11 protein-coding genes are annotated in these 16,182 nt (G+C 61.1%); 9 read left to right on the forward strand and 2 right to left on the reverse strand.

Annotated elements, in window-relative coordinates:
- The first annotated feature begins 22 nt into the window (after positions 1 to 22).
- Genes LT974_RS16875 through LT974_RS16910 form a run of 8 tightly spaced genes read left to right on the forward strand, consistent with a single transcriptional unit; the run spans position 23 to position 13,211 of the window.
- Positions 23 to 1,756 (forward strand): hypothetical protein, encoded by a 1,734-nt coding sequence (locus LT974_RS16875; RefSeq protein ID WP_232590397.1) that lies wholly within the window; start codon positions 23 to 25, stop codon positions 1,754 to 1,756.
- Positions 1,753 to 2,583 carry a hypothetical protein gene (locus LT974_RS16880; RefSeq protein ID WP_232590398.1) on the forward strand — a complete coding sequence of 277 codons (831 nt, stop codon included), beginning with the start codon at positions 1,753 to 1,755 and terminating at the stop codon, positions 2,581 to 2,583. Before LT974_RS16875 ends, LT974_RS16880 begins: the two co-directional genes overlap by 4 nt.
- A gap of 2 nt (positions 2,584 to 2,585) precedes the next feature.
- On the forward strand, positions 2,586 to 3,647 hold the full coding sequence (locus LT974_RS16885) for a hypothetical protein (RefSeq protein ID WP_232590400.1): 1,062 nt from the start codon (positions 2,586 to 2,588) through the stop codon (positions 3,645 to 3,647).
- 6 nt (positions 3,648 to 3,653) lie between these two features.
- On the forward strand, positions 3,654 to 4,775 hold the full coding sequence (locus LT974_RS16890; RefSeq protein WP_232590402.1) for a hypothetical protein: 1,122 nt from the start codon (positions 3,654 to 3,656) through the stop codon (positions 4,773 to 4,775).
- Positions 4,759 to 6,993, forward strand: coding sequence for a VirB4 family type IV secretion system protein (locus tag LT974_RS16895; RefSeq protein ID WP_232590404.1), 2,235 nt, complete (start codon positions 4,759 to 4,761; stop codon positions 6,991 to 6,993). Before LT974_RS16890 ends, LT974_RS16895 begins: the two co-directional genes overlap by 17 nt.
- Positions 6,986 to 10,810, forward strand: a complete 3,825-nt coding sequence (locus LT974_RS16900; protein WP_232590407.1) for an ATP-binding protein — start codon at positions 6,986 to 6,988, stop codon at positions 10,808 to 10,810. Before LT974_RS16895 ends, LT974_RS16900 begins: the two co-directional genes overlap by 8 nt.
- Positions 10,807 to 11,691 carry a bifunctional DNA primase/polymerase gene (locus LT974_RS16905; protein ID WP_232590410.1) on the forward strand — a complete coding sequence of 295 codons (885 nt, stop codon included), beginning with the start codon at positions 10,807 to 10,809 and terminating at the stop codon, positions 11,689 to 11,691. The genes LT974_RS16900 and LT974_RS16905 overlap by 4 nt, the downstream gene beginning before the upstream one ends.
- Complete coding sequence (locus LT974_RS16910) at positions 11,688 to 13,211, forward strand: primase-associated protein (protein ID WP_232590413.1); 1,524 nt, start codon at positions 11,688 to 11,690, stop codon at positions 13,209 to 13,211. The genes LT974_RS16905 and LT974_RS16910 overlap by 4 nt, the downstream gene beginning before the upstream one ends.
- Before the next feature lie 70 nt (positions 13,212 to 13,281).
- On the opposite strand, the gene LT974_RS16915 is transcribed toward LT974_RS16910, so the two are convergent.
- Positions 13,282 to 13,959, reverse strand: a complete 678-nt coding sequence (locus tag LT974_RS16915) for a hypothetical protein (RefSeq protein ID WP_232590414.1) — start codon at positions 13,957 to 13,959, stop codon at positions 13,282 to 13,284.
- Positions 13,956 to 14,978 (reverse strand): hypothetical protein, encoded by a 1,023-nt coding sequence (locus LT974_RS16920; RefSeq protein ID WP_232590415.1) that lies wholly within the window; start codon positions 14,976 to 14,978, stop codon positions 13,956 to 13,958. The genes LT974_RS16915 and LT974_RS16920 overlap by 4 nt, the downstream gene beginning before the upstream one ends.
- Before the next feature lie 755 nt (positions 14,979 to 15,733).
- On the opposite strand from LT974_RS16920, the gene LT974_RS16925 reads away from it, so the two are divergent.
- The gene (locus tag LT974_RS16925; protein WP_232590416.1) at positions 15,734 to 16,174 is read left to right on the forward strand and encodes a hypothetical protein; all 441 of its coding nucleotides are present in this window, start codon (positions 15,734 to 15,736) and stop codon (positions 16,172 to 16,174) included.
- Positions 16,175 to 16,182: the final 8 nt, after the last annotated feature.

The following is a 16,182-nucleotide window of genomic DNA, read 5'->3' on the forward strand; positions in this document are numbered from 1 at the left end:
CGCAGTCCCCGTTGCGAGCCCTATGAACCACCAAGAGCTCTCCGTGCTCATGGCCGGCTTGCTCGCGACGAGCCTAGTCACGGGTGTCGTCGCCGCTGATCCGCCGCGACCGGGGACGGAGGGGAACGGGCTCACGGAAAACGAGTCGGCAACGCTGTGGTCACGTGATGCGGACAAATACATCACGCAAGAGGAGTACCGCCAGCGCTACGGCGAGGACCGCTCCGCTGTCCATCAAGTCGCGAACGGGACGGACATTACGTTCAAACGGCCGCCCGCGACAGCGGCGACGTGGACGCGGAACGACTTCGAGGACCTCGACGCCGGCGGCCCAGATACGTCCGTACATCCACCGCACGCAGACCTCGAGGACGGCGTCTTCATCGAGGATGCTCACGCGACGATCTTCGCCGTCCAGCCCTCTACTCGTGGACACCTCGAGTCCGGTGAAACCCCGCTCTATATCGCGCCGAATGGGACGATGCGCGGGTTCGTTGATTACCGCGTTCGCGTCCCCAACGGGAGTTCCTCCGGCAACACGACTATTTCGTGGTCGCTCACGGAGCACGAAATCGAAGAAATTCGGTTGAAGAAGGACAGTGAGACCATCGCCGAGCGTGACGAGGCCCATACGCCTGCCCTCGACTACCAGATCGAGGACGACTGGAGTGCGAATCTCACGCTGGAAGCGGAGATTAGCGTCCGGCTGAAGAAGACCGTCAGAACCGATCTGGGTGACCGGACGGACGTCGACGTCACGTATCGGACGGAAACACGGAACGTCTCCGATTCGATCGCCGTCGAGATCTACGACCTCTCGGCGTACCCCTACTACGCCGAGTATCCGAACGGCGACGCCGGTGTGGCCATCTTCCAGTCGCGGCCGTGGCAGGGGTACACGCTCACGGAGGATGGTGAGGCACGGGTCCGTGGCATCTGGCGGTTCTACACCGCTCGGAACACCAACTGGGACACGCTCGTCCGGTCGAATCGCACGGATAGCGCCACCGTCGAGTCGGACGCAATTCCGGTGTACGTCCACGCCTATCCCTCGCGGATCGGGCCGCGTGCCGAGCCGGTTCGAGACGGGCCGGAACTCATCGAGACCTGGGGGACTGACCGCCCGTCACCAGTCGGCACCATTGGTGAGAACATCAATATCGACATCGTCAACCAGTCGTACACGACGACGTACGGCGTCGCCGTTCGAGCCGAGAACGTCGATCGAGAGGCGCTGCACGTTGGCGGAATCGTCCGGGGCGTGAATGCGTCAATCGTCGAGCCGGACGCCGGCTCCGAGCGGCAGCTCCGCCGCAGCAATCTGACTGTCGAAGTCATCCAGCAGAATCAGTCGCAAGCGACGCTCAGGGTCGAACTACGGGACAATCAAACTGGTGCGCCGATTGCGCTCGACGATAGCCGTCAGTATCCAATTGGCGGCACCACCCGGAACGGGTACATCACGGTCGCGGATCAGCGCGTCGAAACCAACGCCTCGGGGGTGGCGATCGTGACCATCGACGAACCGGGCATCTACACGGCTCAGTACCATCCGGGCTCGTGGCTCGGTCACGACCCGGCGTACGTGAGTGATACCGCGACGGCCCGGTGGCACCCACTCGGGACGATCGACGGTTGGTTTGCGCTGGTGTTCGAGGTCGGCTGGCAGCTCGTGCCCTTCTTCGTGATGTTCTACGCTGGCAAGCGCCTCCTGCGGATGCTCGGCCCAGAAGACATCTTCGGACAAAACCCATGACTCAGGACAATCCCCACCTCAGTAGACGGACCGCCCTCCGAACAGTCGCCGGCGTCGCTCTCGCGAGCGTGGCCGGATGCCTCAACAACGGCGATTCCCCGGGTGGCGGGAACTCAACACCGTCTGATGAAGGAGGTGTCATCCAGGAAGTCACTATAGAGGGGACAGAACTCGTCGTTGAATACTCCTCAGAGGAGGAAGTCGACCAGATCAATCTCGTCCAGCCGAATGGGGAACTGTTCGGTCAGCGAGAAACCGCTGCTGGGTCACAGCAGGTCTCTTTCGAGATCCGGACTTCCTACGAGCCTGGAGAGTATACTGTCGTGGCCCTCAGCGGTGAAGAAACACTAGCTGAGACTTCCTCACTGATACAGCCGGAAATTGGAATTCAAGAGGTCGGTCTTTATCGGAATAACCCTGAGAAGCCGTGGGACGAAGTCTACGGAGACACCGAGACGGATCGGCTAAAGAACGGGGAAGCGTACGTCACCGTCGAAAACACCGGAAGCGGACCAGAAGCGATTGTTGAGTTAATTTTCTCCGGCGATGTTCCAAACCCTGTCGAAGATCCCCGAGGTAGCGGGATGTATGAAACCGAGCAGGTGGTGATCTCGCCGGGAGAAACTACCGACCTGTTCAGTAGTTCGTTCCCGTTTGGTTCTGAATCTGAGGAGGGAATGGGATGCTCCCCGGACGGGAACAGCGGCCAGTTCACCGTCACAGTCCGAACCCAGGTTGGCGGCGACCAGGTATCGAAATCCTTCGATGTACAGTACTCCGGATCCACGGAGATGAGTGACTGCGAGGTTTCAATCACGGAGGCCTAACGATGGTGGACCTGATAGACGTCGTTCTCGAGGGCTTCAAAGGCGTCGTCGATTGGTTCATCGGTCTGTTCATGGACGGGCTTCGGTCGGGGTATCAGACGCTGACCGAAGAGATGTTTGGCACTCCGACTCCCCAGACTGACGGGACGTTCATTTTCGGAGAACCAAGTAACGCCCCTTGGCCAGCAATTCAGGAAGGGCTCATCGGTGGCGAGATCATGTTGATTTCTCTGCTGCTACTCGTGATGAGCGTTCAGGGACGACACACCATCCGCATCTTCAATATCGGGAGTGCGTACGAGGCTCGGAAGACCAAGAAGACTGCCTGGGTCGGTGCGTTCCTGATCATTACGTGGTACTGGATCGGAGCGCTCGCACTCTACCTTGTCGACGGGTTCACAATAGCGCTGATGCCGGAGCTGTCCTCGCTGGCCTCTGCTATGCTGCAGTTCATAACGGGGTCGATTACCAATCCCGGTCTTGGTCTTCTCTTTGCTCTTATCGGAGGAATTTCGATGTGGGCACTGGAGGCGCTGTTCTACATACGGCAGATTCTCCTCTACGTCTACCTGTACGGGATGCCCATAGCGTTCGCCGTTGCGTACGGCAATATCCCTGTCCTCTCTGATGTCGCGATGGGGTTCAGCAAACGGTTCGTCCCATTGGCCATCCTACCCCTGCCTGCGGCGATAGTCCTCAAAGGATACGACCTACTCTACTCTGGAGGGACGTTGACGCCGGGAACAGCGTTCCTCAAGTACCTCGTCGCGTCTTCACTTCCTCTCGTCGCGCTCTATGTCACGTGGAAGACGTTCAAATACGCGACCCCACTCACGGCGAAGGTTCTCGGTGGTGCGACGAAAGGAGCGGCCCTCATCGGCGGTGTCGCCGCTGGAGCCTACATCGGCGGCGCCGGCGTCGCGACGACCGCGGCCCGATGGGGACCGAAGGCCGCAGCGGGACACGCTGTGGCGCAGAAAGCTGCAGCCCGTGGCGCGAACAGCGACGAAGACGGCGGGACGCCGTCCTACCGGCGGACCGAGAACGACCCTGGAGGTTACTAACAATCCATGTCCATCGACGAAGACGCAGCCGCACGGCGCATCATGGACCAGTTCGGTGAGGAGAGTCGCATCCCCTACCTCAACATCGAGGAAGGCGACGTCGGCGTCCTGATCGCCTTCCCGATCGTCGGCCTGTTCATCGCCGGCCTCACCGGCATCGAATCACTCGCCCTGCCGTTCGTCGCAGGTGGCTTCGGGTTCGGCGTCGCGATCGTCTACGTCTCGCCCGACCACCTCAACGCGTGGACGTGGACGAAAGACGTCTATCGCTACGTCAAGCGCCCCCATATCACGTTCAGCGCCCCGGAGGAGGCCGACAGTAGTACCAACGAGACAGAGCGCAACGAGGGCGGGCTCGCGAACTACACGCCGTTCAAGCCCGACGAGCGGACGCAGGACCTCACGAACATCGAACGGGCGTGGCCGGGCGCTGGCGCGATCCAGCGCGCGGACGGCACGATGGAGGCGTTCATCGAGATCGACCCCGGGAACATGGACTTCGCGATGTCCGACGACTGGGCACAGCTCCAGGACGCCGGCGAGGAGTTCGCCAACAAGGAACTGGACTCGAAGCTCAAACTCCACGCGACGACCCGCTCGTTCCCGGTCGAACAGATCACCGAGAACATCGAAGACCGCCTGAACGACGAGGACGTCAAAGAAAACCCGATCTTCCGGGAACTCCTCGAAGAGTATCGAGAGACGCGGCCGAAAGAGATGCGCGAACGGGGCATCCAGCAGGTGCGGTACTACATCGGCGTCGAGGTCACCCCACTAGAGGTCTACGACCGCTTCCGCGATGAGGGGACGCCGGCCGAGAAGCTGACGCAGTTCCCCGTCATCGGGTTCCTGTTCAACACGTTCGTGACCCGCCGTGAGGACCTCACCGACGTCGAGCGCCGCGCCCAGATGTTCGAGAAGCTCGACAGCCGGGTCAACGACGTGCGGTCGGAGTTCATCCAGCAGGCGTCGGGCTGGTCCGCTCGGCGGCTCAGCACGGTCGAACTCTTCGTGTTGAATATGGACTTCTGGAACGGCCGCGAACACGAGTACGACGACGCGGCGCGTGTCGTTCGCGAACAACCGATTATCGGCCACTCGCGCCGGGAGGATGCCCACGATGCGTAACCTCGTCCTCCAGACGGGCAGCGGAGCCGTCGGCCAGCTCACGGAGTGGCTCATGAACCCAACCTCAGGTGAAGGTGCGGCTCTCTACATTCTGCTCGCGGTACTGGTCGGGATCGGCGGGAAACTCCTCTGGGAGTGGTACGCTGATGACGACGAGGAGGAGGTCGAGTTCTCAGACCTCCTGGATGAGGAGACCATCGAACAGGGCGCGGCCGAACGCCAGCTCCTCGACGACATCGCTGAGTCACACAAGACGGTGACCGCGCCGGCGGCGATCGAGTGGGAGACGCGCGCGGCTCGGGTCGGCGAGCAGTGGACGACGACGCTGTACATCGCTGACTACCCGGACTACCCCAACGACGGCTACCTCTCCGAGCTCTTCGAGATGACGGACGTGCAGTTCGATTTGACGGCCCACATCACGCCGAAGAACCAGGAGCGGGCCCGGAACGAACTCCAGGACATCGCTGACGACCTCCAGGTGGACGCTGACCTCGAACAGAGCGTGCGGAGTGCCTACCTACAGGAACGCGCCAACGAGGCCGCAGCGACGTACAAGGCCGTCGAGAACGGCGCGAATGTCTTCGACCAGGGGATGTTCATCACGGTACGAGCCGACGAAAAGGATGCCCTCCGCGACGCCGTCCAGAAAGTCAAGAGCGCGCTCCGCGACGACCCGGCGAACCTCACGCCGAAGACGGCGATCTGTCGGCAGGATCTCGCCCTCCAATCCGCCGCGCCCATCGGTGACAACGAGTTCGGGCGGACGTCGATTGCGCTCGGCGGCGCCGTCGGTGCGTTACTGTCTTCGCCGCACAACGCAACGATCCTCGAGGAAGGCGGCGTCGAGTTCGGCATCCACAAGGACAACCAGAGCCCGGTCGTCATCGACCCGTTCGCGCGGGACAACGGCTACGCGATGTTCACCGTCGGCGACACCGGGTCGGGGAAGTCGTTCAGTTCGAAGCAGAACTTCATCCGGTCGATCGAGCAGAGCAAGGACCGTATCGGCATCATCCTCGAGCCACTGAATAACTGGGCGGGGGTCGCCGAAGCCCTCGACGCCAAACGCATCACGGTCGGCGGGACGCTCGGCTTGAACCCCTTGGAGATTCGGGAGACGCCCGAGCACGTCCAGCGGGCGATGGGCGAGGACGCGAGCCCGTTCAACGAGAAGCTCGACGACGCCATGAGCTTCCTCACCAACTTCTTCGCGCTACGGGGCATCTCACTCGGAGACCGCCGGACGACGCTCGAACTCGGGCTCAAGCGGGCGTACAAGCGCAACGGCATCACCGACGACATCTCGACGCACGGCAACCCGAGCCCGACGATTCAGGATATGATGGACGTCTTCGAGGATATGGTCGACGACCCCGAGGAGTTCGTCGTCCGGTCCGACGAGGAGGCGGGGAAGATCAAAGAGGACGCGACGTGGCTCCTTGACCAGCTCCGCCCCTTCGAGGACGACGGTCGGCACGGCAACCTCGGCCAAGAGTCCGACTTCGATATCCGCGACGAGAAGGTCATCTACCTCGACCTCGCCCAGCAGGAGGGCAGCGTCGACAGCAGCACGGCGCTGACGATGCAGCTACTCATCTCGCTGGTGTACGAGCGGGCGAAAGTCTCGGAGAAGGAGGTCGTGTTCTACATCGACGAGGCGCGCTACATCATGCAGGACGCCGCGAGCTTGGCGTTCCTTGAGACGGTGTTCCGCCACCACCGGCACCACGACCTCTCGATCCGGCTGGTCACGCAGACTGTCGACGAGTTCTTCGAGCACGCCGAGTCCGAGGCCATTCTGGATCAGTGTGCGGTCAAGCAGTTCCACCGCCTCGACGGGATGGACGAGGAGTGGGCCGACGAGTTCGGGCTGAACTACGCGCAGATGCGGTTCGTCCAGGACGCCGTGCCGGGCAACGAGGACGCCGGCTTCTCCGAGGCCCTCGTGGGCGTCGACGGCGAGTGGCGCGGCATTCAGGTCAAAGCGATGCCCAAGGAGAAGCAGGTCATCGACTTCGACCCGACCTCACAGGTCCGGTCCTCACTGCCCGGCGCCGGCGACGACGCCGTCGATACCGAGATGGAGGAGTTCCAGGAAGAGCTCGAGCATCGAGCAACGAACGGAACGAACGAAACGAGCGAACTGAACGAGGAATCAGACGCCGTCGAAGCTGAGCCAGACGGCGGGTCAACGGAGGGGACCAACGATGGCTGAGTACCTGCGCATCACGCCGACATCCGAGCGGCTTGACCCGGAGAGTATCTCCCGCGTCCTCGACAGCCTCCACAAACTGACCACGCCCGGCTCGTCGGGCCTCGGGGCGAAGCTGAACCCACTCCACAGTGAGACACCACCCCGATTCGAGTTCCTCGCGATCAGTGATGGCCCGGACGACCCGGTAGAGTTCTACTACGGGGCCGATGCCCACCTCGATACGCTTGAGAAGCGCCTCCGATCCATCTATCCAGCCACGTTCGACATCGAACGCGTCGACGTCGACGTCGCCGCTCGGCTCATTCAGCCAGTCGAGCTCACACCGCAGGAATTCGTCGACCACTACGAAGCCGGGCGGCTGCAGTACGAGTTTGGCCCGGCAGAACAGTACGAGATCGTCGACGAGGAATCAGGGGACTCCGAGCCAGCCGAAGCGGATCCCGTTGTCGACGGCGGTACGGCAACCACGAGCGTCCCCGATCATCACGTGACTGTCGGAGACGCAGCCCTCGAACTAGCGCCGCCAGATGCACTTCCAGACGACGAGGAAGAGCGACGGGCCATCGAGAAGCCGACGATGACACCGGCGGGAACGATTCTGGCTCGCCCGGCACAAGACGCTGTCTCGCCACTCGGTGTCCGGTGGTGTGGCACCGCGTCGCGGAAGCAGGACTGGATGACCTCGCTGACGCCGTTCACGGCAGAGGAAACGAACGGCGATCTCTCGTCCGTCGACGAACCGGGCGCGGCGCTGGCGTCGTTGATCGACCACCTGATGGAGGCGACAGCGCCGACCGCGTTCCAGGTCGTCTTCCAACGGCGCGCCAGCTGGCAGTCCGATGCGGAGGTGCGGAAAGAGGACCTCGTCGACGGCAGGGATACGTTCTTCCAGGAGGTCGTCGGGTCGTTGCTCGAGGTCGAGGAGCAACGGAGCGACCAGGACGACCGGCAGCTCAGCGAGGCCGTCGAGAAGCGCATCGAGTACATCGACGCGAAGAACGCCAAACGGTCGTTCACGGTCAACATCCGGGCCGTCGGCGTCCCCACCGACGACACTCGCGACGACCTCGATGGCCGGATGGACTCGCTCCTCCCGGTGTTCGACCCGCTGGATGGACCGTTCTACGAGGTCGAGGGACAACGCCTCCGGGACAGCGGGTTCCGTGAGAAAACGAAGGAGAAGAAGGCACGGGCGGCTCTCCAGCGCCTCCTCAATCGCGAGTTGACGACGGGCCGGGGGAAGACCCGCTCCGAGCTGGTTCTCTGTGGGACGGAGCTCGCGAACTTCGTCCTCGTCCCCTCCTCCGAACAGTTGACCGTCGAAGGGACGCGGGGGACCAGAGCCGAACAGCAGAGTCGGAACCCGCTCCCGTGGCCAAATCCGGATCTGATCCAGCAGTTCCAGGACGGGATGGCCATCGGCTACGCGCTCGACGAAAACGGCGAGCCACGACCCAACCCGATCCGGATCCCGCCGGACCTGTTGCCAACGCATTACGGGCGGTTCGCGTCGACTGGTGGCGGGAAATCAAAGGCCATCATCAACGACGCGCTCTCGCTTCGCGAGACGACGGGTGGCCCCGTCGTCCTCGTCGACCCGAAGGGCGACGGAATGTGTGAGAACTACCTGCGCTGCCACTACGAACGGTTCGGTGGTCTCGACGACGTCTACCACTTCCGCGTCCCGGAGACCATCCCCGCGTTCTCGTTCTTCGACATCCGCCCCGCGCTCGAAGCGGGCCGCAACCGTGAGGACGCGATTCAAGACAAGGTCGACCACTTCCACGACATCCTTCGGATGATTATGGGTCGCGAGCAGTACGGCCAGGCGTTCGTCGCGAACGAGATTCTCAGCTACCTGATCAAGGCACTGTTCGACGAGGAGTACGGGAACGACGTGTTCGGGCTGGACGACCTCTTCGCCGCCGCCCTCCGGATGCAGCGCGATCAGACGATTCCCCCGGTCTCAGCGGACAATCAGAACATCGAGGAATCGCTGACGCGCCACTTCGCGAAGGACAACCACCAGTTCCAGGTGTCGATGGACGCCGTCGGAAACCGCCTCGACAAGCTCAAAGAGGACGCGCATCTCCGCCGGATCTTCAGCCACGTCCCCGAGCAGAACGACGCCGGCGAGTACGTCGACAACCGATTCGACTTCCGCGAGTTCCTCGATGAAGACGCCACCATCATCTTCGACCTCGGCGACCTGCGGCCGGAGGCCCAACGAGCGATCACACTGCTGCTGTTGAGCAACCTCTGGGACGCCGTGCAGGTGCGCCGACGCGACGGCCAGACCGACTACGAGAAGCTCACGAATCTCATCATCGAGGAAGCGGCGCCGGTCGCGTCGACGAAGCTCGTCTCCGAGCAGCTACTGCCGCAGGGCCGGTCGTTCGGCCTGAGTATGGGGCTCGTGATGCAGTTCCCTGAACAGGTGCGGAACCGGAACGAGCGAGCCTATGACGAGGTGCTGAACAACATCAAGACGAAGCTCATCGGCAACATCTCGATCGAACGCGACCTCGCAGAGTCGCTTGCCCACGAGGACCTCTCTCCAACCGAACTCCGCAACCGAATCAACACGCTCCCAAGTGGCGAGTGGATTGCACAACTCCCGAGCCCGTCGTTCGGGGAGACTGGTCCGCCGCCGTTTTCACTGAAACCGCTCCCGATTGCGCCGGGGCATCCAGAAAGCGACCAGCCGCTCACAGAACCCCAGGAAGCCCATTTCGAGTCCGTGTCCCGGCCACGGATGGTCGAGCGGACACAGGCCCAGTACGGGCTAACAGAGCCGACTGAGTCGAACACTGCTCCGGAAGAGTCTAGCTGGGGGAGTTCGGGTGCCGAAACGACAGGCTCGGCTGCCGACGCCGACTCAGGAACGGACCCGACGCAATCCGCGTTCATCAGCGAATCGACGACCGAGGACGCGTCGACGTCGACTACGCAGCCCGAGACGGACAGCGACCCAGATGCAGACGAGTCAAAGATGAGTCCCCTGTTCGGGCAGGCCACCGAGACGGACGAGGAGTCAACTGGTGACCAAACATCGGAGCCGGAGAACGGGGCAACGCCCGTCCAGGAAAGTAACGTGCCCGTCCCCGATGACGAACTCCGACAACGCGGGCTCAGCCGTGACGACGTCCGGTTCCTGAATCGGGTCCTCGACGTGATGAACAGAGAGGACGATGAGTACACGCTGCTGGACAGGATGAGCCAGCTTCGGGACGAATACGACGACCTCCATATGGAGCAGCTCACGGAACAGGACCTCTTGGAAGCGGACTCCGCGGCCGGGCGCAAGTACTACACCGTTCTCCCGGACGGTCGAGACCTCCTCGGGAGAGAATTGAAGGCGGGGCCAGGAGCGGGCGATCTCGGCGAGAAAACGCCACACAAGGTTGGCGTCCGGCTCCTCGAGCTCTGGCTCCAGCAGCGGGATGACGTCGTTCGCGTGGACCCGTACTACGAAACCGACGACGGCACGGTACTGGACGTGGCCGGCTTCGACGAGGACGGCGATCTCGTCTGGACCGGCGAAGCAGAGCTCGCGAGTAACAATCGGCACGCCCCGGTCGAGGATTACGACAAACTCAGCGCGGTGGACGCCGACGCGATCTGGGCCTTCAACAATCGCGAGACGGCGCTCGACGTCCTAGATAGCCTTGCCGACGCGGATCGGGTCGACGAGCGGGTCAGCGGGCGGGATGCACGGTCGTTCGCGACCATCAGAGACGCCGTCGACGAGTTCGATGCTTCGGGGCTGACCACCGTTCGGGGCTTCAAAAATCTCGATCGAGAACTCAACCAATGACCTGGCGACAGGCGACCCGCGAGGAGATTTACGCCTACTACACTGAGGAGTTCCCCCGCTATCTGGACGACCTGCCGGAATTCATCACGGCGACCGGCCCGAAACAGTACGCCATCGCCTTCCGAGAGTCCCACCCGGTTCGCAAAGACGAGGTGCCGGCCAAGGACTTCATCCGGCGGGATACGTGGCAGACAGATCCGTCGGGGGACCGAACGACGCCCGAGTTCAACGACTTCGAGGATGTCGTCGAGTTCATTCGACACCCAGCTCGCAACGACCCGCTGGGGCGGAGCAAGTTCGCGCTTGCTGATCCGGAGGTGCTGGAGAAACCGGACCCACGGCCCGACGCCGTCTACTACGCGCTAGATCACTGGGAACGACCCTGGGTCCTCCTCGTCGACATCGACGCGAAAGAGATCGCCCGAAACCGAGCGGACGAGATGGTCTCGGCGGACGGCGACGATCGGGACGACGATGCGCTCCTCGACGCTGCGGGTATCCTCGACGCCGCTCCCGAGGGGCATCCGTACGCCTTCGAAGACGTCGACCGCGCCATCGAGTACGGGTTCGAAGTGCGCGACATCTTCGAGGACGATTTCGACGCCGAGGAGACGATGGTCGTCTACAGCGGGCAGGGAGTCCACGTCTACCTGCTGGATACCGACCCGGCGCACCGATACGACGAGCAGAGTCGCGAGGTGTTGAACGACCTCCTCCTCGAGACGTACGACATCCCGATCGACCCCGTCGTGACGGCCGACCGCCGGCGTGTCGCTCGGCTGCCCTACTCGCTGCACGCCGACGTCTGTAGCATCGTTCAACCAATCGAGAGCCCGGCGTTCGACGTTCGGTCGGCGATACCCGAGGTGATCGACGAATGAGTCCGAGTACCCCCACCGACGACGAGGACATGGCGTATCGGGTTACGGCACTCCCGCTGGAGTACGGTGAGACCCGCATCAACCAACTGTTTACGCGTGGCTACAACCGATACGTCGTCGACGGCGAGGACCAACCCGAGGACCTCGTGAACGACGTCGAGCGGTTCGGGACGGCAGCGTTCAAAGAGCAGGTTCGTGCCGACGCCGCCGAGGAGCCGTTTGTCGACGAGCCGGGGACGCTCGCCGTGCTCGCGACGTTGAGTGCGATCTGTGTGAAAGCGCACCCGAAGTTCGAGCACGTGTCGCCACGGAACATCCAGGTGCTCTACGACATTCGAGAGCTGTACGTCAACAATCTCGCCTCCCTCATCCGCGCCCACGGAGATGGGTCGCTCCAGCAGGACATCGCCGACGTACTGTACAGCAAGGAGCCAGGTGAGGAGGGCCCGCATCCGGGTCGGGTCTGTACAGGCATCACGGAGATGCCGGAGTTCGGGGATGGCCTCTACCTCGAAATCCCGATGGCTGCGGCGTCACGCAAATGCCTTGTTCGGGAGGACGAGGCGTCGACGGGGAGTGACGATAGTGGGGAGATACTGACGCGAGTGAAAGACAACAAGCTGTACGTCCCGGTCGGTGATTTCGACAGCAAGTATCGGAACTACGCTGAGCGGGCGTTCAAGAAGCTCCTGCGGGTGCAAGAAGACGGGCTCTCCGACGACCAGCTGACGTGGCTGACCACGAACGAGTCGGCGATCACGGAGCGGATCGACCGCTTCCTCGAGACCGGCCACCACGAGCGCATCTGGCGGAACTGGGACCGTGGGGAACGGACGATCCGCGTCCTCCGACGAGCTCTGAGTGACGCGCCCGATGACGTGGCGCAAAAGGGTGAGTTCCACACGGCGAAGGAGCTCTATCGAGCGGTTACGGCGTACGACTCCGAGGACGAGTGGGAATCCTCTGTAACGGACTGGATCTCGAGTCCAAGCAGTCTCGCGAAGACGCTGGCCGACCACGAGTCACACTCGGCCGTCACGATCGATCGCGACGGGCGCGTCAATACGTACCGAATCGGGCGAGCTGGAACCGGCGCCGAACAGATCGAGGTCCGGGAGATCGAGGACCTCTTCGAACTTCCCTGTATGGCGAATATGGAGGAGCGGCTACACGAGAAGAAGCCCGTCCGGAAGGACCTCTACAACTTCGCGCGGATGGTGATGTGGCTGCCACAGTATCAGGACAGCAGCCTCGACGAAATCGTCACGGATCTCAAGGACGTCTTCTCTCGGTGGCCGTGGTACGACGAGCAGGAAACCGAGTACCAGGTCCGTTACGAGTTCTCGAACACGATCGACGGCGACACCCCGTTGCCGATGAACTGCGATAACGACGATCTACAGCGCTACTGTATCGGCCAGGACCAGTGTCCCTACTCGATCTGGGGCAGCCTCCCGTTCCCGGATGAGATGTACGAGCAGGTCGAGGAGGAATCTGCCGGTCCTGCTGAGCAATTCTGAGTGACCGATTTTCCTCAGTTTTCGAGGAGAGTTGAAGAGGTTTCGTTGCCCTTCCGCCATCTACAAAATTTCAATCACTGCTAGCAGCGCTAACACCCACAGGTTCCGAGATCCGTAGTAATCCCGAGACACCGAGTACATCCTCGATGATTTCATACACGACTTCGATATGCTCTCTGTTGGTAAGGTGCGAATCCACAGCAACAAGTGTCGATACCGAATGCTGGCGAGAGATCTCGACTGCATCGACTAGAATCTCACAATCGTGGCCAATATCGAGATCACTTCTGAACCGGCGTAACAATTGATCGTTGCTCTGCTGCGGGAAACACCGGTCAATCAATTCATCCGGAAGCTGTACCTGATACAGTTCTATATCCTGAAGACAGCGACGTAGCGTCGACAGCTGCTCTCGCTTATCCATATCGTACCAGCTCATCTGGATATCGTCCCGAAAGTGACTCCGGTCGTTCGGACTGACGTGGATATCCCGATCACGCGGCTCGTAGTCGAAAATCTCGTTGTCAGTATCGCGGAGGTAGGCAATTACGTCATCGTAGAGGTTGTACCGGCGTTCACAGAGCGCATCGAACTCGTCGTTGGCCTTTCCACCGATCACGATATAGAACGACTCACCATCAATGAGTCGCTGACAGCCGCGGTCCTCCTCGAGGTCGCCCGGAAGCTGTGAATAGACGTAATTCACCATCACCGATGTATCCAAGTTGAGTCGGGCGGCTTCGCTCATTCAGTACCCTCCAGAACCTCTCTTGCCATCTCGTGCAGATGCGCCATCTGTTCTTCGTCAACTCTCTGGGAGTGATGGCCAGCGCGCGGGTACAAATCCGCATCAGCACATCGCTCACTCAGCCGATTCCGTCGCGATAGAAGGTCTTCGTGGAAGCTCGTAAACCGGTCTGCGTGCTCCTCGATCAAGTGGTGTCGATTCGGACCCTCCGCAGTTTGCGTAGAAATGTACAATGCCGGGTACCGCCAGACATCATAGTAGAAGTACGGCGCGAGATCCTGTAACACAGTTTCTTGCCCGTTCGATATTGACTCGAGAGTCGTGAGTTGCGCAAACACCTGCTCAATAACATCTGTTCCACGAGTGACTAAGTCCACTATCTCGGACAGCTCGTCGATTTCCGCAAGCTCGAGATGGAGGTCAGAGATGAGCAATCGGAACTCTTGCTCGTCCGCTTCAGACAGCAACCCCTCTTGTGAGCCTCCGCCGAAATCCGACAGCGAATGGTTCGTTGTTTCCTGTTCAATCGTCTCATCTAGGGTTTCGAGGTGCTCCCGAATATCCGTCGACGTGAGATACAGATCGGTGTACTCGTCGGGAGCGCATTCCTGGTAGAAGTCGCGGAGGAAGTCGAATTTCCCGGTATACCAAACTTTCCGCAGATCATAATCGTCAAAGAAAACCTCGGACCCGAAGTAGTCCCGATACTGTTGCACTTCCTCAGTTTCACCGTGATCACGTCGAATCCCACCCGTGTTGGTGGTCATCCGTCCCGGGGCATTGTCGGGCTCGCCGGCAACCTTCGTGTATGCACCGGCAAGGTACCAGCTATAGGTGACCGGGAGGTCGAACTCTTTAATTGCGAAGTAGCACAGCTTCTCTTGCTCCGTACGCGTGATGTTTCGACCAGGGTCGTCGAACACGTCCTCTACCGCAAGTTCAATACCGCGTAGAAGCGCGTCTGCATAGGGTTCCTCCTCACTATATGGGTCGTTTGAGCCCGGCGTGGGAGGAGTCATGATTAGAGTGTTCCCGCTATGGTGCGGATAGGTTTTGTGATACTACTTCGGAAGTTCGATACCTGCTGGTGAGAGCTGTTGTTAGTATAGTATTCAACAGGGATAGTCAAAGATGGTGGCCTCGGACTGAAAGTGAAGTTCGACAGGCATCTTCAGTCTCTACAGATTTGAGCGGCCCCAATCATGATTTTCGTCGGGGACCGATTCTTCTCCCTATTCATCATGGCTGTTGGAACATATCAGATGAAGAAGGATTAAACAGAGCCAGATCTATCTGAATCCTCGTCGAGCTGTTTCAGGGGTTAATACGACCAAAATCGAGGGTATCGGGTTTCCAATGATTCGAAGTGACGAGATGGAGGAACTCGAGGGACGCAGAATAGGTGAATCAGCGACCCAAAGGAATCCAGATACGACCGAAATCACGTTCCTTACCCCGCCGTCGAGCAATTTCTGAAATCACAGCATTATCTCGGAACTCGTCAAGGTACTTTCTACGCTCTCAAATCGGCCCGACGAGGTTCTACTGCAATTTAAGTCCGTCATTTCGGCTTGCATATCGCGGTTTTCGTCCAAAGAAAGAGGCGATATGCAATGTGCGAAGGCCGCCGGCTCTCTCAGGCCGAGGGGCCGTCACAGGGGTAGCGGAACTACGGAAGTATCAGAATTAACGCATAGGTTGACGGAGGGCGTTTCGGTGGTGTCTGTCGTCCCCGCGAGGGGTGGCGGGGCGCATCACGTGCCCCCGATAGACGATGGCTTCGGAACAACGCAGGAAGACACGAGCAGCGGATCACGCAGGAACTACCCCCGACGATGAGGCGCCGTGGGCGGACCTCGAGATGGCGGTTCCGACCGACCGGGATCACGCGTCGGTCGTCGCCCTTGTGGAGTGTGCCCTCGTCGAACTCACGCACGAGGCCGTGGGCGCCGTCTTCATCTCCCGGCAGGTCGGGCGGTCGACGCGGACGCAGTACGTCGCCGCCGACGACGTCGGCGAGCAGTTCCAGAAACGGCGCTTCGACGACCGACTGGGCTGGCACGAGACCACCGTCCCTCGACGAACCGTTCGCGACGAGCTCATCACTCAGCTCACGCAGTCGCCCTCGACGTCGGCGGAGCGATCAGGTGAAGAAGCAACCAGCGAGCCAGACACCTTCGTCGTGAAGCCAGTTCGAGAGCTCCGAACGTCGTAGCAGCTAGT

The sequence above is a fragment of the Halobacterium noricense genome (assembly GCF_021233435.1).
Lineage (GTDB): Archaea > Halobacteriota > Halobacteria > Halobacteriales > Halobacteriaceae > Halobacterium > Halobacterium noricense.